The sequence below is a fragment of the Aeromonas sp. SCS5 genome (assembly GCF_001887375.1).
GTDB lineage: Bacteria > Pseudomonadota > Gammaproteobacteria > Enterobacterales > Aeromonadaceae > Aeromonas > Aeromonas jandaei.
In genome coordinates this window covers 424,031-444,390 of sequence record NZ_LFCS01000006.1, presented here as the reverse complement: position 1 = coordinate 444,390, position 20,360 = coordinate 424,031, and the positions used below count along the sequence as shown (strand labels likewise).

Sequence of the window (20,360 nt, the reverse complement as noted above, 5' to 3'; positions counted from 1 at the left end):
AGTTCGAGTCTCGTTTCCCGCTCCAATCACTTGTAAATGACATTCTGTTGCGGGAATAGCTCAGTTGGTAGAGCACGACCTTGCCAAGGTCGGGGTCGCGAGTTCGAGTCTCGTTTCCCGCTCCAATCTCTCTTCGAAGTCCTCATAATCCCTTTGAATTGCCCATCACATCGCGCTGCGATGATTTGTCGTATCCTGCGTTTGCCTGTTTTATCTCTTCCCCGCATATCCCAAGTCATAAGACCAAGATGTATTGCTCGCTAATAGCCTCTCGGAGATCGGGCACAACCCTTTGCGGTCGGCTAACAGACATGGCAGGGGCTGAATGACAGGCATGGGCTCGGTATAAGTTAAAACCGGGGCATTTAACCAAAACCCATAAATTTGATTTATAGCGGCCGGTGGTGGCCATAAACGGCTTGCAGGCGGGGATGGCAAGCCCGGCAAGAGCTCTGCCGATCGGGGAGGGGACATTGCGGGCAAAAAACGCGGGCAAAAAAATAGGAGGGCCGATGGCACCTCCTACATGTTCACTGGCGTGGCCTTAGATAACGGTGACGTTCTCGGCCTGCGGGCCTTTCTTGCCCTGGGTCACAGTGAACTGGACTTTCTGACCTTCAGCCAGGGTTTTGAAACCTGCGCTCTGGATGGAGGAGAAGTGAACGAATACGTCCGGACCCTGGGATTGCTCGATGAAGCCAAAACCCTTGGTTTCGTTGAACCATTTTACCTGGCCGGTGCGAATGTCAGACATGTGCAAAATCCTATCAATAACAAAATGAAACTAAGCCCTGTGGGGCTGCATTTGCCTTGCAGCAGGGGTTGGCTCATGACTGACCACGTCTCTTTGTCCCAGTAGCACGCAGAACAATCCCTGTCTAAAGCACAATCGATTGTACGTTAGCACCGATCCTTGTCAATTTGACCCCTGTCGTTTTTTGAACAAGCTAAAAATATTGTGAAGTCAGTAGCTTATTTGGCAGGGATCGGGATGTAAAACGGGAGGCCGCAGCCTCCCGTTTTGTTTTACTCCTTGAGGACGAACCCTTCGCCCTGCCGGTCATAGCGATAGATGGCCTGACCGTAGGAGCGGATCTCGACCCGCTGAATGCGGCGGCTGTCATCCACCAGAATGAAGACGGAGCGGCCCGATTGCAGGCGGGTCAGCGGCCGATCCGGCCCCTCGATGGCGATCAGGCGACTGAGCTCGGCGCCCGGCAGCTCGAACTTGCGGAAGATGGAGAAGAGAGTCTCACCGGCCTGCACATCGTGCTGCAGCCAGGTGCCATTGACCTTCTCTTCGACCGGTTTGGCGGCGGCAGGCGCACTGCCCGTGGTGCCATTGCCAACAGTCAGGGCTTGCGCCGGTACCGCCAGCGGCACTTCCAGCGAACCGGACGGCGGCGCTTTGGGCACGCTCGGGGCGGGCTCCCAGGCCAGCACCAGCAGCCAGAGCGGGATCAGGATCAGCAGACCTATGGTGTTCTTGCGCGGCAGCGGGCTGCTCAGCTTGAATTTGCCGGTGCTGGCACTCTGGCTGCGCGGGGCGGGCTGCTGCTCTTTTTTGCCAAATCGTTGGCGCAAGGACTCTGTTGCTGCATTGATACGATGGAGCAGGGATACTTGTGATTCGTCTTTGCGACGCTGCTGGGCTCGTCTGTTATGGCCACGTGGGCGACGGTCCGGGGTGGGCACGGCATTTACCTCTCACTGCATTGCCTGCCATCAGGCAAATTTCGCCGCCTATGGTAAACGGACTCGCCCCCGAGGGGGAGAGTCCTGAGGTGGAAAATTATCAGCTGAGACGAAATTGTCCCAATAATTGCTGCAATTTGTCGGCTGCCTGGCGCAGGGCCTGGCTGGCTTTGGCCGTTTCGGTCGCATCCTGAGCGATGTCGTTGGCCAGTGCGTTGGTTTTTGACAGGTTGCCGGAGACGGTCTCGGAGACCGAGCTCTGCTCTTCGGCGGCCGAGGCGATCTGGTAGGTCATGTCGTTGATGGTGGAGATGGCCTTGTAGATGCTGCCAAGCGCCTCCTCCGCCAGATCCGCTTCGCCCACCGCCTGATGGGTCAGCTGCTGGCTCTGGTTGATGGCGTTGACCGCGTTGGTCGAGCTGTGGCGGATCTTCTCGATCAGCTCCTGAGTGTTCTGTACCGCCTGCTGGGTGTTGCCCGCCAGTTTGCGCACCTCGTCGGCGACCACCGCGAAACCGCGTCCCTGCTCACCGGCCCGTGCTGCTTCGATGGCGGCGTTGAGGGCAAGCAGGTTGGTCTGATCGGCAATCCCCTGAATGACGGTGAGGATGCTGGTGATCTGCTCGCTGTCGTGGGCCAGCCCTTCCACCACTTCGGCCCCTTTACCGGCTTCTGCCGCGACCTTGTGCATCGACTGGATCACCTGCTGGAAGCGCTCCTTGCCCTGATCGGCGGCGCTTTGCGCCTGTTTGGCCGAGTCGGCGGTGTTGTTGGCGTGGGTGGCGACCTCCTGACTGACGTAGGACATCTCTTGCACCGCGGTCAGCATCTGCTCCATCTCGGCCTGATGATGCTGCAGGTTGGTGTCGGTCTGGCCGGCGATGCGGTCGGTATCGCCGGCATGGCGGTTCACTTCGCTGGCAGTCTTGAGCACATCCCCGAGCAGCCCCTGCAGTTTGTCGATAAAGCGGTTGATCCCCTTGGCCAGATCCCCCAGCTCGTCCACCGAGCGGGTGTTGAGGCGCTTGGTGAGATCCCCCTCGCCATCGGCGATATCATCCACCAGGCTGACCATCTGGCGGATGGGGCCGGTGATGCTGCGGGCGATCATCAACATGGTGACCAGCGCCAGCACCAGCACGATAAAGGCGCCGACCAGCTGTTGGGTCACGGCGGTGCGGTTCATCTCGCCCAGCTGGTTCTCCAGCTGATCGGCCCCCGCCAGCACCACCTGATAGGGCAGGGTGACGATGATGGCCCAGTTGCGGCTCATTCCCGGCACCATGATGGGGACCGAGATGCGAAACGAGTTGTTCAGCTCCTGACGCTGCAGTTCCGGCTTCAGATACTGCTGCCACTGGCTGCCCAGCACCTTCTCGGCGCTGCTGCCAAGCAGGCTGGCATCGCCGCTGGTGCCGGTGATGACGCCGGCGGCGCTAACGATCAGGGTTTCTCCCTTGCCGTCATAGATGTTGCTGTTGAGGGACTGGGCCTGACGGCTGATGGAGTCCACCGCCAGATCGAGCGCGGCAATCCCCCGGAACTGGCCATCTACCATGATGGGGGTGGTGATGGTGCTCACCAGCACCTGCTGACCGTTGATATCCACCTTGAAGGGATCGATGAGGCAGGAGCGCCCCTCCCGTTTCGGGCAGGCGTAGTAGTCGTTGGCCGGGTTGCCGAAGCTGTCGGTCTCGCTCTTCTCGATGGAGAGCAGCAGGTCGGTACCGACCTTGTCCTTGTCGCGATAGAAGTAGGGGACAAAACGCCCCTTGCTGTCGCTACCGAGGGCGGTCTGGCCAGCAAAGCTGGCATCCTGACTGTCGAAGCCGTTTGGTTCGAAACCGGCGAAGGCGCCGTAGAGCTGGGGCTCAAGGGCGAGCTGGGCCTTGAGCAGGTCGGTGGCCTGCTGACGATCGAGCGGCAGCTTGCCCTGCTGTTGCTGGGCGAAGACGCTGGCCATCTGCTGGGTGTAGGAGAGCCCCTTTTGCAACAGCTGGGTGATGGTGGCTGCTTCGGCGCGGGCGTTGGCACTGACCTTCTGCCATGCCTCCTGCTGCAGGGCGGCGCGGCTGGAGCTGATGGTCAGCTTCTGGGTCTGTTGACCGGAGTACTGGTTGAGCAGGATCAGGATGACCAGGGCTGTCGTCATGGCGATCCCGGCCATGACCAGTATTCGGGTCTGGATTGAACGGAACTGCATCGTCTCTTCCTTGTTCTTGTTGCGTGGGGCGTTGAGAGTTGTCTGGATATCGGCAGGAGGAGGCAGCTCTCCAGCGCTATGCATAGCAAATCGGAAATGGGGATTTTGTTCTGCGATCCCCTTCAAAGATCAGGGGGGGCAGGGGGGAGTTGCGCAAATTAAACCCGCTACTTTGCCCTTTGCGGCTTCATGGTTTTCCCATCCGTGATTGTCGGTGCTAAAATGCGACGGTTTTTTTAACGAATTGGCCCAAGGCCCTCTACACAAGGCTTAAAGATGAAAGTCAAAACCCGTTTTGCTCCCAGCCCGACCGGCTTTTTGCATGTCGGCGGTGCCCGTACCGCACTCTATTCCTGGTTGTTTGCAAAGAACCAGGGCGGTGAGTTTGTGCTGCGTATCGAGGATACCGATCTGGAACGTTCCACTCAGGAGGCCATCGACGCCATCATTGAGGGCATGGAATGGCTGGAGCTGAACTGGGATGAGGGCCCCTACTACCAGACCAAGCGCTTCGACCGTTACAACGCGCTGATCGACGAGATGCTGGCTGACGGCCGCGCCTACAAGTGCTACTGCTCCAAAGAGCGTCTGGAAGCGCTGCGTGAAGGCCAGATGGCCAACGGCGAGAAGCCCCGTTATGACGGCAAGTGCCGCGACCACGCCCATGATCACCCGGCCGATGCGCCGCACGTAATTCGCTTTCGCAACCCGACCGAAGGCTCCGTGGTGTTCGATGACCACGTCCGTGGCCGCATCGAGTTCGCCAACACCGAGCTGGACGATCTGATCATTCGCCGTACCGACGGCGCGCCGACCTACAACTTCTGCGTTGTGGTCGATGACTGGGATATGGAGATCACCCACGTGGTGCGTGGCGAAGACCACATCAACAACACCCCGCGCCAGATCAACATCTACAAGGCGCTGAACGCGCCGGTACCTGAGTTTGCCCACGTCTCCATGATCCTGGGTGACGACGGTGCCAAGCTCTCCAAGCGCCACGGTGCAGTCTCCGTGATGCAGTACCGCGACGACGGCTACCTGCCGGAAGCGCTGCTGAACTATCTGGTGCGTCTGGGCTGGTCCCACGGCGATCAGGAGATCTTCAGCCTGGAAGAGATGATCAAGCTGTTCAGCCTGGATGCCATCTCCAAGTCTGCCTCTGCCTTCAACACCGACAAGCTGCTGTGGCTGAACAACCACTATATGCGCAGCCTGGATCCGGCTTATGTTGCCAAGCATCTGGCATGGCACATGGAAAACCAGAAGATCGACACCAGCAATGGCCCGGCGCTGGCCGACGTGGTCACCCTGCTGGCCGAGCGCTGCAACACCCTGGTCGAGATGGCCGCCCAGAGCCGCTACCTGTTCGAAGAGTATGAAGCGATCGACGAAGCGGCTGCCAAGAAGCACCTGCGCGGCGTGGCTGCCGAGCCGCTGGCTCTGGCCAAGACCAAGCTGGCTGCACTGGATAGCTGGACTACCGAAGCGCTGCACGAGCTGATTGAAGCGACCGCTGCCGAGCTGGGTCAGGGCATGGGCAAGGTTGGTATGCCGCTGCGTGTGGCCGTCACCGGTCTGGGTCAGTCCCCGGCCATCGATGCCGTGATGGCGCTGGTGGGCAAAGAGCGTGTACTTGCTCGTATCGACCGTGCGCTGGCTTACATCGAAGCCCGCATGGCTGCCGAGTAAGTGCTGCCGATGTGGCAGGCGAGGGGATAACCCTGCTCTGCCACATGCTGAGTAGAAAAAATCCGAAACCACTGGTTTCGGATTTTTTTATGGCCATCGCACAGGCCGAGAATAGTTTGGGATAAAAAATGCCAGTCAGCTGACTGGCATTTTTGTTGGCGAAAGCCTGACTTAGTGGCCGTCTACCCAGAAGAACTTGAGGACGAACAGCAGGGCTACCACCAGCACGCAGGGGTTGATTTCGCGCCAGCGACCGGTGCCCGCCTTCATCACGCAGTAGGAGATGAAGCCCACGGCGATCCCCTCGGTGATGGAGAAGCTGAACGGCATCATCACCGCAGTCATGAAGGCCGGTACCGCTTCGGTCAGGTCTTCCCACTTAACCCGGGTCAGCTCGGAGCACATCAGCACGCCCACATAGATGAGAGCACCAGCGGCGGCATAGGCCGGCACCATGGCAGCGACCGGGGAGAAGAAGATTGCCAGCAGGAACAGGATGCCGACCACGATGGCGGTCAGACCGGTACGGCCGCCGACGGCAACGCCGGAGCTGCTCTCGATAAAGGCGGTGACCGAGGAGGTGCCCATGAAAGCGCCGCCGACCGAGCTCACGCTATCGACCAGCAGTGCCTGCTTCATGCGCGGGAAGTGGCCCTTGTCATCGGCCAGCTTGGCGCGGTTGGTGACGCCGATCAGGGTGCCGGAGGAGTCGAACAGGTTAACCAGCATAAAGGAGAAGATGATCCCGGCGAGGCTGATATCGAGCGAGCCCATCAGATCCAGCTGGCCGAACACCGGCTCGATGCTGGGGGGCATGGAGACAAAACCCTTGAAGGTAACATCGCCAAACAGCCAGCCCAGCGCCGTGGTGACCACGATGGCGATCAGCACGGCGGAATGAACGCCGCGGGCGGAGAAGATGCAGATCAGGAAGAAGCCGAGCAGACCCAGCAGGCAGGGCAGGGAGGTGAGGTTGCCCACGGTCACCATAGTCGCGGGGCTGGCCACGACGATCCCGGCGTTGTGCAGGCCGAGCAGGGCGATCAGCAGACCGATACCGGCGGTGATGCCGACCCGCAGGGTGAGCGGAATATTGCCGATCAGCCAGTAGCGCACCCGCAGCAGGGTGAGGATCAGCAGTCCCATGGCGCCCCAGAAGATGGTGCCCATACCCACTTGCCAGGAGTAGCCCATCCCGGCCACGACCACGAAGGCGAAGAAGGCGTTGAGGCCCATGGCGGGTGCCAGCGCGATGGGCAGGTTGGCGAGCAGACCCATCAGGATGCTGCCGATACCGGCGATGAGGCAGGTGGTGACAAAGACTGCCTGGGTGTCCATGCCGGCCGCAGAGAGGATCTGCGGGTTGACGAACACGATATAGACCATAGTCAGGAAGGTAGTGATGCCGGCGATCAGTTCGGTGCGGGCGTTGGTGCCATGGCCCTTCAGGGCAAACAGACGCTCAAGCAATCCTTGCCCGGCAGCCTGTGTGGGGGCCTGTTGTGGTTGATTCATGTTGGATTCCAATAGGTGACGTGAAATAAGCAGCAGGCGAGCGGGCTCCCATTCATGGGGGAGTGATGGCCCTGTTTCTGGTGGAGAAGTAACCAGACTCGTCCTGATACCGTGACAGCGCGCACATTTTTACACAGGCGACGCCGTTTACAAACCCCGGATCTGCGAAGCGGATCAATGAATGGAGCAAAAGATCAAACGTTTGCTTTTTCGCCAACAAAAAAGGTTCTCGTCGGAGAACCTTTTTGGCGCGGAGAGGGCAGAGATCAGAGAGTTTTGAAGTAGCGCTCCACCAGCTGGGCCAGCACCGAATCGAGCTGATCCTGCACTTCCCCCAGCTCGCGGCCGAAGCGGCGCAGAAAGAGGCTGGCCTGCTCCTCGCTCAGCTTGAGATCGTTGAGAAAAAACTCCTGCTCCGGCAGCTTCTTGTCATAGCGAGGGATCAGCACCCAGCTCACCAGCTCCGGCTCGACCGCTTCGAAGATTTTGGCGGCGGCAACGCAGAAGGTTTCGATGTGTTCCTTGCCATCCGGCCCGAGACAGCCGGGTTCAACCCGGATCTGGATGGTCAGTTTTTTGGTCATTTCAGTACATCCATGCAATGTTATCCGTCTTGGATTGTAAGCCAAAAGGCAACAGAAAGGGGAGCCGGAGCTCCCCTTGTGACGCTGGTCGCAGCTGCGATGGTACGGCTTGCGCCGACCGACCGCTTACTTGGCGATACGCTTGTACTTGGCGCGGTGCGGCTGGATGGCCTCGGCGCCGTAGGTCTTCTTCTTCCACTCTTCGTATTCGGTAAAGTTACCTTCGAAAAACTCGATCTTGCCCTCATCCTGATAGTCGAGGATGTGAGTGGCGATACGGTCGAGGAACCAGCGGTCGTGGGAGATGACCATGGCACAACCCGGGAACTCCAGCAGGGCGTTCTCGAGGGCGCGCAGGGTTTCGATATCCAGATCGTTGGTCGGTTCATCCAGCAGCAGCACGTTGCCGCCGGTCTGCAGCAGCTTGGCCAGGTGCAGACGACCGCGCTCACCACCGGAGAGTTCGCCAACCCGCTTCTGCTGGTCGGAACCCTTGAAGTTGAAGCGGCCGATATAGGCGCGGCTCGGGAACTCGTAGTTGCCGATGCGCAGGATATCCTGACCGTCAGCGACTTCCTCGAATACCGTCTTCTTGTCATCCATGCTGTCGCGGAACTGATCGACAGAGGCCAGCACCACGGTTTCACCTAACGTGATGGCACCGGAATCCGGCTGCTCCTGACCCGACATCATGCGGAACAGGGTCGACTTACCGGCACCGTTCGGACCGATGATGCCGACGATGGCACCCTTTGGAATGGCAAACGACAGATCGTCGATCAACACCCGATCACCATAGGATTTGCGCAGGTTGGCCACTTCCACCACCTTGTCGCCGAGGCGCGGTCCGGGCGGAATGAACAGCTCGTTGGTCTCGTTGCGCTTCTGGTAGTCGTTGGTGTTGAGCTCTTCGAAGCGAGCCATACGGGCCTTGGACTTGGCCTGACGCCCTTTCGGGTTTTGACGAACCCACTCCAGCTCTTTCTCGATGGACTTGCGACGGGCCGCTTCGGAACTTGCTTCCTGCGCCAGACGGGCGTCTTTCTGCTCCAGCCAGGAGGAGTAGTTGCCTTCCCACGGGATACCTTCGCCGCGGTCCAGCTCCAGGATCCAGCCTGCCACGTTGTCGAGGAAGTAACGGTCGTGGGTGATGGCCACTACAGTGCCTTCGTAGTCGTGCAGGAAGCGCTCCAGCCAGGCCACGGATTCCGCATCCAGGTGGTTGGTCGGTTCGTCCAGCAGCAGCATGTCCGGCTTTTCCAGCAGCAGACGGCAGAGTGCCACACGGCGGCGCTCACCACCGGAGAGGTGCTTGATCTTGGCATCCCAAGCCGGCAGGCGCAGGGCATCGGCCGCACGCTCCAGCTGGTTTTCCATGTTGTGGCCACCCTGAGCTTGGATGATGGCTTCCAGCTCGCCCTGTTCGCGGGCCAGCTTGTCAAAGTCGGCATCCGGGTCGGCGTAGGCCGCATAGACCTCGTCCAGACGGGCCATGGCGCGCTTCACCTCGCCAACGGCCTCTTCGACCGCTTCGCGTACGGTCTGCTCCGGCTCCAGCTTCGGCTCCTGCGGCAGGTAGCCGATCTTGATACCGGGCTGCGGACGGGCTTCCCCTTCGATCTCGGTGTCGATGCCCGCCATGATGCGCAGCAGGGTCGATTTACCGGCGCCGTTCAGACCCAGTACGCCGATCTTGGCGCCCGGGAAGAAGCTCAAGGAGATGTTCTTGAGAATATGACGCTTGGGCGGCACTACCTTGCCGACCCGGTTCATGGTGTAAATAAATTGAGCCATTGGCTAATTCTCTTCCTTTTCAGCAGGTTAATGTCTTGGCATTAACAGACTGATGTCGTGGTGGGGCCAGGTCGACACAGGTCAACCGGGTTCCAAAAAACCCGTCGATTGTAAACCAACGGACGAGGGGGGGCAAAGGCGGCACCCGGCTATGTCCCCCCTTTGCCAACAGGGTCACGCCTTGCTGCATCAGTCGTGCAATTTGGGCATGATGTGGGCTGCCGTTTTGTTCCGGAGCCCTCATGAACCCATCTCCTCAAGCCCCCCTGCTTGCCACCTTTTTGTGTGCCATGGGATTGGACGCCGCCCTGAGCGAAGCCCTCTGTCAGCGTTTGCCACGGCAGACGCTGCGAGCCGGTCAGGTGCTGTTAGCGCAAGGGGCCGAACAGGAGGCTGCCTTCTATATCGAAGCGGGCATCGCTCGCGCCTGCCACTACACCCGGGACGGACAGGAGCGCTGCAAGGAGTTCTACTTCGAAGGGGAGCTTTGCCTGCTCTATGACAGCTGGCTCACGGGGTCGCTCGCCCGCTACCAGCTGGAGGCGCTGACGGAGCTGCAGGTGGTGCGGGTGCCAATCGCCCTGCTGGATGAGCCCATCTGGCAGCCGGTCTGCATGTCCCTGCTGCGTCAGCAGCTCGGTTACAAGGAGCGCAAGGAGGCGTTTTTGCTGCTCCACTCCCCCGAAGAGCGTTATCGGGAGCTCTGCCACACCTTCCCCCACTGGCCGGCACGACTGACCCAAGTACAGCTCGCCAACTACATCGGCATCAGCCCGGTCACCCTGTCACGGATCCGCAGGCGCATTAACACGGGTTAATGCCACCTGCCGGTTGCCACTTCATGCTGCGCCATCCAAATGACGGACGAGGGGTGGATGATGTCGCTGTTTCTGTGGTCGCAACTGGTGGTGAGCCTGGCCTTGCAGCTCGATCTGTTGTCGTTTCAGTTGCGGGATCGTCGCAGGATCCTGGCCTGCCTGGCACTCTCCTGCGCGCTCAATGCCGGTCACTTTGCCCTGCTCGGGCAGTGGTCGGCCGCCTGCCTGTTGCTGCTGGCCAGCGTACGCTTTCTGGTGAGTATCTGGCTGGTTCGCCGCATCTTGATGTGGTTTTTCATGGGGTTGGCCTGTGCGGCAGCGCTGGCGACCTATCAGGGCGTACTCTCATTGATCGGGCTGCTGGCGAGCCTACTGCAAACCCGGGCCGCGTTTTGCCCGGATGATCGCCAGCTGCGGCGCTGGATGCTGCTCGGTACCCTCTGCTGGCTGGTCAACAACCTGCTGGTGGGCTCACCGGTCGCCGCACTGATGGAGGGGCTGTTTCTGGTCAGCAATCTGGTGGGCTACTACCGCCACTATGGCTTCCACTATTCGGCCGGTAGTGGTCATAACCATAGTTGTCGCAATCTGGAGCCGCCTTCCGAGCGGACTGGCAACTGAGTGTTCGCTCAGGGCTGCTTGTGACCAGCGAAGTAGAGCACCCGTTTGACATACTCCCGGGTCTCGTCATAGGGCGGTATACCGCCATAGCGCTCAACTGCCTTCTCACCTGCGTTGTAGGCTGCCGAGATCAGTACCCAGTCGCCATCGAAGCGGCGATCCAGCCACTTGAGATAACTGACGCCACCCTTGATGTTCTGTGCCGGATCAAAGGGTTGAGTGACACCAAAACGCTGCTGGGTTTCGGGGATCAGCTGCATCACCCCCTGCGCATTCTTGGCGGAGACGGCGCGGCTTTCAAGGTTGGATTCGGCAATGGCGATGGCCAGCACCAGCCGCACATCGACCTGATGGCGCTTGGCTGCGTGGCGCAGCATGGTGGCCAGCTTCTGTTTGCCTGGTGACTGGCGTGCCAGATAGGCTTCGACATTGAACGGTGTGCTGGGCAGGGCGAAATAACTCCCTTGTCCGCCGCGCATGCCGACACCGCACTGATCGTCCATGGGGGCATTGCCGACCCGCGGGTTGTAGTAGCGGCTGGCCTGCTGGTTGCCAAGGCGCATCGCCATGGCGAGATAGCTGTTGGCCATTTTCGCGCTGCGCACCGAGGCGGGGCCGGTGGCGAGCAGACGGCCGATCCGGAAGTAACCTTCGGGATTACCGGTGCTGGCGGCTACGCAGTAGAGGGCTATCGCCTTTTGCAGATTGCCGCTGTGCTGGGCTGCCTGCCCCTGCCTGAGTGCCGTCATTGCCCTGGGGGCTTGTCTGAAATCCCTGCTCTGTGCCGTCTGCGGAATGCCCGCCAGTAGCGACGACAAAAAAAGCAGCAAAAACAGTCCGTTTTCGCTGATCTTCCCCATCGTTTATCTCCTGCTTGAGTAGAGAAGATATAGAGGAACATGGCTGCCATCGCCATGAAAGCAGTGGATCCTGTTGTTATAGCGGGGGGATTTCAGAGAGCAAAATGGTATGGAACTAACGGCATTGCGAGAGTTTCATACCATTTTTCATCGGGTTAGAAGTCGTGGTGATACTCATGCTCATCCAGGTCGGCGGGAGGAAGCGCGCGATAGAAGCTGCCAATTTCGCTGACAACCCAGAGCGAAAGCAGGATCAACATGCTGATAAGGGGAAGCAGGGTGTGATTCTGGGTCAGGGCATAGGCCGCGATGGCGGCGCCAATCAGGAGAAGGGTTCGGATCATGAGGTGGCTCCTTGTCGTCATGGGGGTGTTGCGTGGCCACGGACAGAGCGCCTGGGGTCGGGAGTATCTCCCGGGTGGCACGAAGCGAAGTGAGTATATCGCGTCATGCCGCTGCCGGTCCGTGGTGTCATCACACTTTCCATAGTCATGGGTTTCGTATCGAGTTGGGCCCCGCCAGATGCGGGGCCAGTAATGGTTTGACGGTTAGAAGAAACCGCCGTTGTTATCGTCACTGTCGGTCCAGCCGCCACTCTGGCTATCGTCGTCGAGAAAACTGCCGCCATCATCGGGAGGTGAATCCCAGCCGTCCCAGCGTACCGGTTCCGCATCGACCGAATTGGTAATGGGCGCTGGCTCTATGATGTCGATGATCTCCTCGGGCCGGTTGCTGTGAAACAGTCCGCCGATCATGTCGGCCAGCATGACTCCGCCGGCAACCCCGGCTGCGGTTTGCAGGGCGCCACCGAGAAAGGAGCTGGTACGGGAAGCGGGTTGGGCAGGCGCCGTTGCCGGTGGCGGCGTGAAGCGCGGGGGCGGAGTGTTCTCGCCACCAAACAGGCCGGAGAGAAAACTGCCGCCGCTCGAACTGCTTTGGCTTGCCTCCAGCTCCTTAACTCGCTCGTTGAGGCGAGTAAGGGCAGCCTGCTGGATCAGCAGCGCCTGGGTCATGTAGTAGGGGGCATCGGGCTGCTGGGCCAGATGCTGGCGGATCAGCTGATCCGCTTGTTGGTCTCGCTTGCTATCCCTGGCTTGCGCTTGCTTGAGGCGGTCGAACAGTCCATCGATCAGACCCTGTTCCTGCTGTTGCATCTCAAATCCTCGCTATGGTGCGCAGACAGTGCGTTCAGCCATCCTAAAACGCGTGGCAAGCCAGTGGTACCGGATTAACTCATCGGCGACCAAGGGCTGCAGCCCGACAATTTCACGCGCCGGGTTGGTAGTAGTCGAGATACCAGCGGACGAACGCGGCGACCCCCTCCTTGATGGAGGTGGCGGGGCGCAGGCCGGTGAGGGTATGGAGGGGCTCGCTATCGGCCCAGGTGGCGTGCATGTCACCCGCCTGCATCGGCAGCATTCGCTTGATGGCGGGTTTGCCGAGGGCCTCTTCCAGCGCCTCGATAAAGTCGAGCAGCCGCACCGGCTGACCATGACCGATGTTGAGGATGCGGTAGGGCGCGGCGCTCTCGGCAGGAGTCTGCTCGCTGGCGTGCCAATCGGGATTGGGACGGGGCGGCAGGTCGGCGACGGCGAGGATCCCTTCGACGATGTCGTCGATAAAGGTGAAGTCGCGGCTGAGATCGCCGTGGTTATAGACGTCGACAGGCTCGCCCGCGAGGATGGCGCGGGTGAACTTGATGATGGCCATGTCGGGCCGACCCCAGGGGCCGTAGACGGTGAAAAAGCGCAACCCTGTGGTGGGCAGGTCATAGAGCGTGGAATAGGCGTGAGCCATCAGCTCGCCACTCTTCTTGGTGGCGGCGTAGAGGGAGACCGGGTGATCCACCGGCTGCTCGGTGGTGAAGGGCATCTGGTCGGTCAGACCATAAACCGAGCTGGAGGAGGCGTAGAGCAGATGCTGGATGCCGTGCTGGCGGCACCCCTCCAGCACTGTCAGCATGCCGGTGAGGTTGCTGTCGGCGTAGGCAAACGGGTTTTCCAGCGAGTAGCGTACCCCCGCCTGCGCCCCCAGATGGATCACCCGCTCGAAGCCATGACGGGCAAAGAGAGCCGCCATCGCTTCGCGATCCGCCAGATCGACCCGTTCGAAGTGGAAATGGGGGAAGCCAGCCAACTGCGCCAGTCGCGCCTCTTTCAGACTCACCTCGTAGTAGTCGTTGAGATTGTCGATGCCCACCACCCGATGACCTGCCGCGCAGAGCCGGCTGGCCACGTGAAAACCGATAAAACCGGCGGCCCCGGTCACCAGCCAGCTCATGATTGCACCTGTGCGAGAGGAAGGTGAGGGCGCCCGATGGCGTAGTAGCAAAAGCCCTGCTGGTGCAGGCGAACCGGATCGTAGAGGTTGCGCCCGTCGATGATGACGGGGCTGGCGAGCAGGCTCTTCATCCGGGCAAAGTCGGGGACGCGGAAGGATTGCCACTCGGTGCAGATGAGCAGGGCATCGGCCCCCTCCAGTGCAGATTCCTGAGTCGGGCAGAGCAGAAGATCTGGTCGCTCGCCGTAAAGTTCGCGAGCGCGAGCCATCGCCTTGGGATCAAACGCCTGTACCCTGCCGCCAGCGGCCCAGATGGCGGCCAGCAGCGGGCGGCTCGGTGCTTCGCGCATGTCGTCGGTGCCGGGCTTGAACGCCAGTCCCCACAGGGCAAACGTGCGGCCGTGCAGATCCGGGCCGAAGTGACTCAGCAGCCGCTTGGCCATCTTCTGCTGCTGGCGCTGGTTGACCTGTTCGACCGCGGCGAGCAACGGGGCGTCGCAGTCGACGCAGCGGGCTGTGTGCAGCAGGGACTGGATATCCTTGGGGAAGCAGGAGCCGCCATAGCCGCAGCCCGGGTAGAGAAAGTGGTAACCGATGCGGGGATCGGCCCCCATCCCCTGGCGCACCGCCTCGATATCGGCCCCCAGCTCCTCGGCGAGTGCCGCCATCTCGTTCATAAAGGAGATGCGGGTGGCCAGCATGGCGTTGGCGGCGTACTTGGTTAGCTCGGCACTACGCAAATCCATCACCACGATCCGGTCGTGATTGCGGTTGAAGGGGGCGTAGAGGACGCGCAACTGCTCCAGCGCCGTCTCGCTGTCACAGCCGATGATGATGCGATCCGGCCGCATGCAGTCGCTGACAGCAGCCCCCTCCTTGAGAAACTCTGGATTGGCGGCCACGTCGCACTCAAGAGCTACACCACGCTCGGCCAGCTGCGCCTGAATATGTTGCCGCACCTGCTGCGCCGTGCCGACCGGCACGGTGCTCTTGGTCACCACCAGCTTGGGGCGGCTCATCAGCCGGCCTATGGTGTCGGCCACCGTCAGCACATGTTGCAGATCGGCAGAGCCATCCTCATCTGCGGGTGTGCCTACGGCGATGAGCTGCAGGTCTGCGTGTTCGACTCCGACTGCCGGATCGGCAGAGAAGTGCAGACGACCACTGGCCAGATGGCTCTCGACCAGCGGAGCCAGCCCCGGCTCGTAGAAGGGGATTTGGCCCTGCCGAAGCGCGGCGATCCGCCCCTCATCCACATCAATGCAGCAGATCTGATGGCCCACCTCGGCCAGAACGGCGGCCTGAACCAGCCCGACATAGCCTGTGCCAAAAATGGTGACCTTCATGGAAAACGCCTCTTGCTGCGGATGGGATGCGGGGTATCAGAGGCCGGCATGCTGCATCTTGGTGCAGCGAGTGTCAATGCCGGATGACAGGCACCAGATTGGGGCGTGCAGCCCCCTTGTTGTGATCATTTTCACAAAAAATAGACTGGACCTCATAACGAAGCCCTGCCGACAGGGCTCGCAGCCTGCCGAATAGGGCAGGCGTCAGACACTCTCTCTTTACTTCGCTTGGATACAGGTTATGGACAACACCTCGACTCGTACTGCCCATCCCGTCTATGAGGATGTGCTGGCCCTGCTGACCGCGGCAGGCTTCGTCTCCCTCGGCATCTTCCTGTTTCATCAGGTGGGCCTGCTCACCGGCGGCACGGCCGGGCTGGCGCTGCTGCTGCAACAGGTGACGGGGATCAGCTTTGGCCTGCTCTTCTTCGGTATCAATCTGCCCTTCTACGCGCTCGCCTGGCTCAGAATGGGGCCGCGCTTTACTCTCAATACCTTCGTCTCGGTGGCGGCGGTCTCCTACATGACCGATCACCTCAACGGCGTGTTGCAGATCGGCAAGATAGAGCCCCTCTATGCGGCGCTAATCGGCGGCACCCTGATCGGTATGGGGCTGCTTATCATGTTTCGCCACAAGTCGAGTCTGGGGGGCTTCAATATTCTGGCGCTCTTTATTCAGGATCGCTTTGGCATTAGGGCGGGCAAGCTGCAGATGGGGCTCGATTGCGCCATCGTCATCGCCTCGTTCTTCGTGGTACAGCCCTGGATTCTGGCTCTCTCCATCGTGGCGGCGGTTATCTGTAATCTGGTGTTGACACTTAACCACAAGCCGGGCCGCTACCAGATCGCCTGACGGTTGGCAGATTGACCCGATAGCACGAGGCGGCCAGATGGCCGCCTCGTCTGTTTCTAGCCTGGCGTTTGTTCGCTGCGCCTAGCTTGCCTGTTCCAGCCTGCTGTCGCCGCTCGTAGCGTTGCTGCTGATGGAACTGCCGCTGATGGCGTGACTACCGACGGTGAGCGGGGTGTGACAGGCCACCTGATGATGGGCCTCATCGCACACCTCCAGCCTGGGCGCCTTGCTCTTGCACAGCTCGGTCGCATGGGGGCAGCGTTGGTGGAAGTGGCAGCCGCTTGGTGGCGAGATGGGGGAGGGCACATCGCCGGTCAGCAGGATGCGCTGGTTGCGCCTGCGCGGGTCCGGCACCGGAATGGCGGAGATGAGCGCTTGGGTATAGGGGTGGCGCGGCGCCAGATAGAGCGACTGGGCATCCGCCAGTTCGACGATCCGTCCCAGATACATCACCGCAATGCGATCCGAGATATGTTTCACCACCGACAGATCGTGGGCGATGAAGATGATGGCGAGCTGCATCTCCCGCTGCAGGCTGAGCAGCAGGTTGACGATCTGCGACTGCACCGAGACATCGAGGGCCGAGACTGCCTCGTCGCACACCAGCAGCTTGGGCTTGAGGGCGATGGCGCGAGCGATGCCGATCCGCTGGCGCTGACCGCCGGAGAACTCGTGGGGGTAGCGATCCACCGCGCTGCCCGGCAGGCCCACTTTTGCCAGCAGCTCCTGCACCCAGCCGCGCCGCTGTTCAGTGTTGCCTTTACCGTGGATGATAAAGGGCTCCTCCAAAATCTGGCCCACGGTGTGGCGGCTGTTGAGGGATTCTGCAGGGTCCTGAAACACCATCTGCATCTCCTGACGCAGGGATCGCATCTCCTTCGGGCTGAGGGCGGTGATGTCGCGCCCCTCGAAGGTGATGGTGCCCGCGGTCGGCTCGAACAGCTTGAGCAGGCTGCGCCCGAGGGTGGACTTGCCGCAGCCCGATTCACCCACCAGCCCCAGCGTCTCCCCCTGTTTCAGGTCGAAGCTGATGCCATCCACCGCGTGAACCGTATATTGCTTGCGCAGGAACCCGCCTCCCAGCCGGAAGTGCTGTTTCAGATCCCTGACCGATAACAGAGTGCTCATACGGTCAACTCCTTCCAGTAGTGACAGGCGACATGGTGGCGCAGATTTAACTGCTCCACCGCCGGAATGGCGCTGATGCAGAGATCGGTTGCATGGGGGCAGCGGTTGGAGAAGCGGCAGCCAGCGGGCATCTCGTGCAGGGCTGGCACCTGTCCCTTGATGGTCTTGAGCAGGCTCTTGGGCTCATCCTCAAGGCGCGGGATTGAGCTTATCAAGCCGTGGGTATAGGGGTGACGGGGGTGGTCAAACAGTTCGAACACGTCGGCCTGCTCTACCGCCCGCCCGGCGTACATCACCACCACCTCGTCGCACAGCTCCGCCACTACCCCCAGATCGTGGGTAATAAAGATGATGGCCATCCCGGTCTGGGCCTGCAGCTCTTTCATCAATTCGAGGATCTGGGCCTGAATGGTGACATCCAGCGCCGTGGTCGGCTCGTCACAGATAAGCAGGTCTGGCTCGCAGGAGAGCGCCATGGCGATCATCACTCGCTGGCGCATGCCGCCGGAGAGGTTGTGGGGATAGACCGCAAAGCGCTGGGCCGGTTCCGGGATCCCCACCTTCTGCAGCATGGCGATGGCCGCAGCTTTGCGCTGGGCCTTGTCATACTCGGGGCGATGGAGGCGAAACACCTCCATCAGTTGCTCCCCCACCGTCTGCACCGGGTTGAGGGCCGTCATCGGCTCCTGAAAGATCATCGAGATGCGGTTGCCGCGCACCTTGTACATCTGATCCGGCGCAAGCGACAGCAGCTCCTCCCCCTGAAAGCGGATGGAACCGGCCACCACCTGACCGTGGGGCTTGGGCAAGAGCCCCATGATGGCGAGTGAAGTGACACTTTTGCCACAGCCAGACTCGCCGACGATCCCCAGCGTCTGACCCGGGGCCACCTTGAAGCTGACCCCGTCGAGCACCTTGATCTTGCCGTCATCGACGGCGAACTCCACCTCGAGATTGCTTACCTCAAGAATCGAGGCTTGGTGCTGGCCGTGATCAACGGCGAACTCACCCCCGTTATCCGGTACGTCAAGAATGGGGGCCTGGGTGTTGGGCATAACTGCTGCTCCCTTCGCAATGGCCTGAATATCAATGACGTGCATAGGTCTTGTCGAGCAGGTTGATGGGCGCCAGCGCCTCCCCTGCCTCCTTGGCGTTGCGGGTCTCTTCCTTCACCTTGGGATCGAGCCAGAGCAGACCGCCACTACTGTGAGGATAACCGTCCATCGGCCAGTAGAGCAGATCCGGCGTGTTCTTGGTGGCAGGCACTTCCGGCAGCATCACATAACGCCAGCTGCTGGCCCGCACATAGTTGAGCTGCACCCCGGGCACGAAGATGGCGAGGTCATAGATGCGCTGCTGGATCTGCTGGGAGAGCTTGGCCCGCTTGGCCATGTCGAATTCGACGTTGTAGGCATCGATCAGCGCGTCGAGCTCCTTGTCAGCCACGTTGAACAGGTTGTTGGTCTGCGGTTTGTTGGCGTTGGCGGAGTGGAAAAACTCCCAATATTGCGGATAGAGACCGCCGCCGCCCCAACCGAGCCAGGCCGCCTCGTGTTTCTTCTCCAGCATCACCTTGAAGCCGGTGGCGCCATCCACCAGATTGAGCTCCAGATCCAGACCCGCTTTCTTGGCCTCTTCTTTCAGCACGGTCAGTCGCTTGGAGTGCTCCTGACTGGTGTAGGTGAGCGCCAGCGTCAGCCGCTCACCCTTCTCATTTTGCAGGATGCCGTCCGGCCCCGGCTTGTTATAGCCACCCTTGGCAAAGTACTCCCGCGCCTTGCCAATGTCATAAGCCCGCTCCGGCAGCGTGATGTCAGTGAACTCGCCAAAGCCCGAGTCAAAGGTGGTGGCTCTGTCATAGTCGCCGCGCAGCACGGTCTCGATCATCTTGTCGATGTTGAAGGCGTGCTGGATGCCGAGGCGCACGTTTACGTCCGCCAGCTTGGGGTTGGCCACATTGAGGTGCACCCCCTGACCGCCCTGTTTGGTGTCGGTCATGGCCATCACCTTCTGCACGTACCCCTTCTTGTACTCCGGGGTGACCGCTTTTTCATGCCACCAGTTGGGCAGGATCATCTCGAAGGTATCGATCTCCCCTTTCAGGAAGTGGCGGAAGGCGATGTTGTGGTCGCGGATCACCTGTACCTTGATGGTGTCGATGTTGAATCTGTGCTGGTTATAGCGATCGTCTTTTGCCCACCAATCCTTCTGCTTGCTGAAGGTGACCGACTTGCCCTTCTTGACGTCGCTGATCACGTAGGGACCTGTGGTGGGCACCACGGCCCAGTTGTACTGCTTCACCCAGTTAGGGGTCAGCTTGTAGTAGTGCTTGGGCTGGGGCCACAGCTCGGTGGTGTTGAGCAGGTCCATCTTGGCCTTGCGGTTGCCCGCTTTGACCATAATGGTGTGATCATCGATCTTCTCTACCGCGACCACTTCAGTGGTGTAGTAGTTGTTGAACCAGGGCCCCTTGATGTGTTTGGAGCGCATCATCTCGTAGCCGAAGGTGTAGTCATCGGCATTGACCGGCTTGCCATCCGACCATTTGGCGCGTGGATCCAGCTTGAAGTAGACGGTTTGGCTGTCTGGCGCGATGGCCCAGTGGGTCGCGAGCGACGGAATGGGGTTGCCGGTATTGGGGTGAAAGCTGATGAGCCGCAGTTGGTTATCCATGATGAAGGAACGGAACGAGCCGTTGGAGTCAGGTCCCACGGTGCGAAACGTCAGCGGAAAGCTGTCCACAAACATATTGAGGCTGCCGCCCGGCAGCGCCTTGGGGGAGGCGAACACAGGATCCGTGTCGTTGGTCTCCCATTTGAGATCCGCGGGCAGGCTGGCCGCCCAGACCCAGGATCCGTTAACCAGCACAAAGAGAGCACCTATCCATTTGATTTTATTTTTCATGTTTGACTTCCAGGTCTGACCCCTGCACTGGGGGTCTTGATTGATAACGGGATTATCCCTTGCCCCG

The 20,360-nt window shown here is 60.5% G+C and carries 18 protein-coding genes and 1 tRNA gene; 5 read left to right on the top strand and 14 right to left on the bottom strand.

The window, feature by feature from the left end; genetic code table 11:
- The first annotated feature begins 49 nt into the window (after nt 1–49).
- A tRNA-Gly gene (locus BS300_RS09880) sits at nt 50–125 on the top strand.
- A 419-nt stretch (nt 126–544) separates the two neighbouring features.
- Here the strand turns inward: BS300_RS09880 and BS300_RS09875 are convergent.
- The 3 genes from BS300_RS09875 to BS300_RS09865 form a co-directional block, all read right to left on the bottom strand.
- A complete protein-coding gene (locus BS300_RS09875) occupies nt 545–754 on the bottom strand; it encodes a cold-shock protein (RefSeq protein ID WP_005297820.1) in 210 nt (69 codons plus the stop codon).
- Between the two features lie 272 nt (nt 755–1,026).
- Entirely contained in the window at nt 1,027–1,695 is a 669-nt protein-coding gene (locus BS300_RS09870; RefSeq protein WP_041207920.1) for a LysM-like peptidoglycan-binding domain-containing protein, read from the bottom strand.
- Nucleotides 1,696–1,795: 100 nt separating this feature from the next.
- Entirely contained in the window at nt 1,796–3,898 is a 2,103-nt protein-coding gene (locus BS300_RS09865; protein WP_033114093.1) for a methyl-accepting chemotaxis protein, read from the bottom strand.
- 276 nt (nt 3,899–4,174) lie between these two features.
- Between BS300_RS09865 and gltX the strand changes: the two genes are divergently transcribed.
- Nucleotides 4,175–5,590 carry a glutamate--tRNA ligase gene (gene gltX / locus BS300_RS09860; protein WP_058057262.1) on the top strand — a complete coding sequence of 472 codons (1,416 nt, stop codon included), beginning with the start codon at nt 4,175–4,177 and terminating at the stop codon, nt 5,588–5,590.
- A gap of 171 nt (nt 5,591–5,761) precedes the next feature.
- On the opposite strand, the gene BS300_RS09855 is transcribed toward gltX, so the two are convergent.
- From BS300_RS09855 to ettA, 3 genes are all read right to left on the bottom strand, one after another.
- A complete protein-coding gene (locus tag BS300_RS09855) occupies nt 5,762–7,105 on the bottom strand; it encodes an NCS2 family permease (RefSeq protein ID WP_033114095.1) in 1,344 nt (447 codons plus the stop codon).
- 266 nt (nt 7,106–7,371) lie between these two features.
- Nucleotides 7,372–7,689: a hypothetical protein gene (locus tag BS300_RS09850; protein WP_005349395.1), complete on the bottom strand. Its 318-nt coding sequence runs from the start codon at nt 7,687–7,689 to the stop codon at nt 7,372–7,374.
- Nucleotides 7,690–7,815: 126 nt separating this feature from the next.
- Nucleotides 7,816–9,483: an energy-dependent translational throttle protein EttA gene (ettA, locus tag BS300_RS09845; RefSeq protein WP_005338959.1), complete on the bottom strand. Its 1,668-nt coding sequence runs from the start codon at nt 9,481–9,483 to the stop codon at nt 7,816–7,818.
- A 242-nt stretch (nt 9,484–9,725) separates the two neighbouring features.
- Here ettA and BS300_RS09840 point away from each other — a divergent pair, with 242 nt between their 5' ends.
- Together BS300_RS09840 and BS300_RS09835 are read left to right on the top strand one after the other, a co-directional pair.
- The gene (locus tag BS300_RS09840; protein WP_071912427.1) at nt 9,726–10,301 is read left to right on the top strand and encodes a Crp/Fnr family transcriptional regulator; all 576 of its coding nucleotides are present in this window, start codon (nt 9,726–9,728) and stop codon (nt 10,299–10,301) included.
- 57 nt (nt 10,302–10,358) lie between these two features.
- Nucleotides 10,359–10,922, top strand: a complete 564-nt coding sequence (locus BS300_RS09835; protein ID WP_239693818.1) for a YgjV family protein — start codon at nt 10,359–10,361, stop codon at nt 10,920–10,922.
- An 8-nt stretch (nt 10,923–10,930) separates the two neighbouring features.
- Here the strand turns inward: BS300_RS09835 and BS300_RS09830 are convergent, their stop codons facing one another.
- From BS300_RS09830 to BS300_RS09810, 5 genes are all read right to left on the bottom strand, one after another.
- On the bottom strand, nt 10,931–11,782 hold the full coding sequence (locus BS300_RS09830) for a lytic transglycosylase domain-containing protein (protein WP_071912425.1): 852 nt from the start codon (nt 11,780–11,782) through the stop codon (nt 10,931–10,933).
- Nucleotides 11,783–11,937: 155 nt separating this feature from the next.
- A complete protein-coding gene (locus tag BS300_RS09825) occupies nt 11,938–12,126 on the bottom strand; it encodes a hypothetical protein (protein WP_033114101.1) in 189 nt (62 codons plus the stop codon).
- 204 nt (nt 12,127–12,330) lie between these two features.
- Nucleotides 12,331–12,936: a DUF2076 domain-containing protein gene (locus BS300_RS09820; RefSeq protein ID WP_071912423.1), complete on the bottom strand. Its 606-nt coding sequence runs from the start codon at nt 12,934–12,936 to the stop codon at nt 12,331–12,333.
- Between the two features lie 112 nt (nt 12,937–13,048).
- On the bottom strand, nt 13,049–14,062 hold the full coding sequence (locus BS300_RS09815; protein WP_071912421.1) for an NAD-dependent epimerase: 1,014 nt from the start codon (nt 14,060–14,062) through the stop codon (nt 13,049–13,051).
- Nucleotides 14,059–15,408 (bottom strand): UDP-glucose/GDP-mannose dehydrogenase family protein, encoded by a 1,350-nt coding sequence (locus tag BS300_RS09810; RefSeq protein ID WP_071912419.1) that lies wholly within the window; start codon nt 15,406–15,408, stop codon nt 14,059–14,061. The genes BS300_RS09815 and BS300_RS09810 overlap by 4 nt, the downstream gene beginning before the upstream one ends.
- Nucleotides 15,409–15,649: 241 nt before the next feature.
- Between BS300_RS09810 and BS300_RS09805 the strand changes: the two genes are divergently transcribed.
- The gene (locus BS300_RS09805) at nt 15,650–16,261 is read left to right on the top strand and encodes a YitT family protein (RefSeq protein WP_042031690.1); all 612 of its coding nucleotides are present in this window, start codon (nt 15,650–15,652) and stop codon (nt 16,259–16,261) included.
- Between the two features lie 81 nt (nt 16,262–16,342).
- Here the strand turns inward: BS300_RS09805 and BS300_RS09800 are convergent, their stop codons facing one another.
- The 3 genes from BS300_RS09800 to BS300_RS09790 are packed head-to-tail and all read right to left on the bottom strand — an operon-like array spanning nt 16,343 to nt 20,293.
- Nucleotides 16,343–17,389 (bottom strand): dipeptide ABC transporter ATP-binding protein, encoded by a 1,047-nt coding sequence (locus BS300_RS09800; protein ID WP_071912417.1) that lies wholly within the window; start codon nt 17,387–17,389, stop codon nt 16,343–16,345.
- Entirely contained in the window at nt 17,386–18,444 is a 1,059-nt protein-coding gene (locus BS300_RS09795; protein ID WP_071912415.1) for an ABC transporter ATP-binding protein, read from the bottom strand. Before BS300_RS09795 ends, BS300_RS09800 begins: the two co-directional genes overlap by 4 nt.
- Before the next feature lie 31 nt (nt 18,445–18,475).
- Nucleotides 18,476–20,293 carry an extracellular solute-binding protein gene (locus BS300_RS09790; protein WP_071912413.1) on the bottom strand — a complete coding sequence of 606 codons (1,818 nt, stop codon included), beginning with the start codon at nt 20,291–20,293 and terminating at the stop codon, nt 18,476–18,478.
- Between the last annotated feature and the right edge of the window lie 67 nt (nt 20,294–20,360).

Coding starts and splice junctions, on each gene's coding strand:
- BS300_RS09855 (WP_033114095.1), bottom strand. CDS start 7,105: ATGAATCAACCACAACAGGCCCCCACACAGGCTGCCGGGCAAGGATTG.
- ettA (WP_005338959.1), bottom strand. CDS start 9,483: ATGGCTCAATTTATTTACACCATGAACCGGGTCGGCAAGGTAGTGCCG.
- BS300_RS09795 (WP_071912415.1), bottom strand. CDS start 18,444: ATGCCCAACACCCAGGCCCCCATTCTTGACGTACCGGATAACGGGGGT.
- BS300_RS09835 (WP_239693818.1), top strand. CDS start 10,359: ATGATGTCGCTGTTTCTGTGGTCGCAACTGGTGGTGAGCCTGGCCTTG.
- BS300_RS09840 (WP_071912427.1), top strand. CDS start 9,726: ATGAACCCATCTCCTCAAGCCCCCCTGCTTGCCACCTTTTTGTGTGCC.
- BS300_RS09815 (WP_071912421.1), bottom strand. CDS start 14,062: ATGAGCTGGCTGGTGACCGGGGCCGCCGGTTTTATCGGTTTTCACGTG.
- BS300_RS09830 (WP_071912425.1), bottom strand. CDS start 11,782: ATGGGGAAGATCAGCGAAAACGGACTGTTTTTGCTGCTTTTTTTGTCG.
- BS300_RS09810 (WP_071912419.1), bottom strand. CDS start 15,408: ATGAAGGTCACCATTTTTGGCACAGGCTATGTCGGGCTGGTTCAGGCC.
- BS300_RS09805 (WP_042031690.1), top strand. CDS start 15,650: ATGGACAACACCTCGACTCGTACTGCCCATCCCGTCTATGAGGATGTG.
- BS300_RS09800 (WP_071912417.1), bottom strand. CDS start 17,389: ATGAGCACTCTGTTATCGGTCAGGGATCTGAAACAGCACTTCCGGCTG.
- BS300_RS09820 (WP_071912423.1), bottom strand. CDS start 12,936: ATGCAACAGCAGGAACAGGGTCTGATCGATGGACTGTTCGACCGCCTC.
- BS300_RS09825 (WP_033114101.1), bottom strand. CDS start 12,126: ATGATCCGAACCCTTCTCCTGATTGGCGCCGCCATCGCGGCCTATGCC.
- BS300_RS09790 (WP_071912413.1), bottom strand. CDS start 20,293: ATGAAAAATAAAATCAAATGGATAGGTGCTCTCTTTGTGCTGGTTAAC.
- BS300_RS09865 (WP_033114093.1), bottom strand. CDS start 3,898: ATGCAGTTCCGTTCAATCCAGACCCGAATACTGGTCATGGCCGGGATC.
- gltX (WP_058057262.1), top strand. CDS start 4,175: ATGAAAGTCAAAACCCGTTTTGCTCCCAGCCCGACCGGCTTTTTGCAT.
- BS300_RS09850 (WP_005349395.1), bottom strand. CDS start 7,689: ATGACCAAAAAACTGACCATCCAGATCCGGGTTGAACCCGGCTGTCTC.
- BS300_RS09875 (WP_005297820.1), bottom strand. CDS start 754: ATGTCTGACATTCGCACCGGCCAGGTAAAATGGTTCAACGAAACCAAG.